Source organism: Catenibacterium sp. UBA627 (genome assembly GCF_002299355.1).
Taxonomy (GTDB): Bacteria; Bacillota_I; Bacilli_A; order Erysipelotrichales; family Coprobacillaceae; genus Catenibacterium; species Catenibacterium mitsuoka.
In genome coordinates this window covers 1-1,320 of sequence record NZ_DBPF01000031.1, presented here as the reverse complement: position 1 = coordinate 1,320, position 1,320 = coordinate 1, and the positions used below count along the sequence as shown (strand labels likewise).

The 1,320-nt window shown below is 36.0% G+C and carries 2 protein-coding genes and 1 riboswitch; both genes read left to right on the top strand.

Annotated features, from left to right (window positions below; translation table 11 throughout):
• The first annotated feature begins 106 nt into the window (after positions 1–106).
• Positions 107–262: riboswitch (M-box (ykoK) riboswitch) on the top strand.
• Between the two features lie 312 nt (positions 263–574).
• The gene (locus tag B2S90_RS01835) at positions 575–877 is read left to right on the top strand and encodes a type II toxin-antitoxin system RelB/DinJ family antitoxin (protein ID WP_195920847.1); all 303 of its coding nucleotides are present in this window, start codon (positions 575–577) and stop codon (positions 875–877) included.
• Between the two features lies 1 nt (position 878).
• The gene (locus tag B2S90_RS01830; RefSeq protein ID WP_187012921.1) at positions 879–1,193 is read left to right on the top strand and encodes a type II toxin-antitoxin system RelE/ParE family toxin; all 315 of its coding nucleotides are present in this window, start codon (positions 879–881) and stop codon (positions 1,191–1,193) included.
• The last annotated feature ends 127 nt before the right edge of the window (positions 1,194–1,320 follow it).

Below are 1,320 nucleotides of genomic sequence, written 5' to 3'. Positions count from 1 at the left end.
CTCGTAACGCGTAGGTCACAGGTTCGATTCCTGCAGTCGGCACCATTCATTTTGTCATAGCTGTATATTTTGTCTATTGTAGATGAGTAGTAGGTATTTTACATATATATGAAATCGTTAAGTGCGGTTACTTCGGGGATACGGACTGCTGCCGCAAAATGATGGAGACATCATTCGCTGGTTTGAACAGTCTATGTCGTTAAGGCATAGACTAATGTAGTTACATTGCCCTTTAGAACTAAAGCCCAAACGGAACATAAGACATAGGACCATATATCCGATTGGGTATATGTTTTTTTTGTTTGAAAGCTAACTATTGCATAATTATCAGGTGGAACAATTGTTTCTTATAGAAAAATATCCTCATCTGATGTAACTCCAGCTGTAGATATCAATAATAAAAAGAGTAAAGAATCAGACGGAGTAAAACAAAAAAATACATTTTGTAAAGGAATGAAAATGACTAAAATACAAGATTATAGATTCCTCAATTGTAAAGTAGATACATGTGAGAAATAGCAGTTGAATTGTAACGACAAAAGCGTTACAATATAAGAAGCAAGGAGGTGTGATTATGGGAAAATCAGCAACATTAAACTTAAGAGTAAACCCAGCCGTCAAAGAGAGGGCAGAAAAAGTATTGTCTCAGTTAGGTGTTCCTATGTCAACAGCGATTGATATGTATTTGAATCAAATTTCTCTTACAGGTGGAATTCCATTTTCTGTTTCTTTACCAAAAGCACCAGTATCGATTCATGCAGATGGCATGACAACAGAAGAAATTCATCAGAAATTGGAAAAAGGTTACAATGATATAGCTGCAGGAAGAGTGCAAAATGCAACGGAAGCATTCGCAAAATTCAGGGAGAATCATTGATATGAAACACTATACGGTTGAGATTACAAATGAAGCATTGGCTGATATGGAGCAGTTGTATAATCATATCGCTTATGTTCTTCAGGCACCGGAAAATGCGATGGATCAATATAACCGAATTGCGGACGCTATTTTGACATTGGATACTATGGCTGAGAGAATCTGTATTATGGAATCAGAGCCGGAACGAAGCAAAGAGATGAGAAGATTGTTGGTAGACAATTACTCTGTCTTTTTTGTAATCCAGGGAGATAATGTGATTGTAACAGATGTATTATATAGTGCATCAGATATTGAAAGCCGATTAAAAGGTTAGATGATAAAATACTATCTATTCGTTATAGCCCTTTCTCTTGCATAAAAGAAGAATATCACATATAATAAAAACGCAATAATATTCGTCTAGTCGCGGAAATATATTGCGTTTAGACCAGGTGGCAGTG

Excerpts from the sequence above, each read along its gene's own strand:
- B2S90_RS01830 (WP_187012921.1), top strand. The coding sequence starts at position 879 with ATGAAACACTATACGGTTGAGATTACAAATGAAGCATTGGCTGATATG.
- B2S90_RS01835 (WP_195920847.1), top strand. The coding sequence starts at position 575 with ATGGGAAAATCAGCAACATTAAACTTAAGAGTAAACCCAGCCGTCAAA.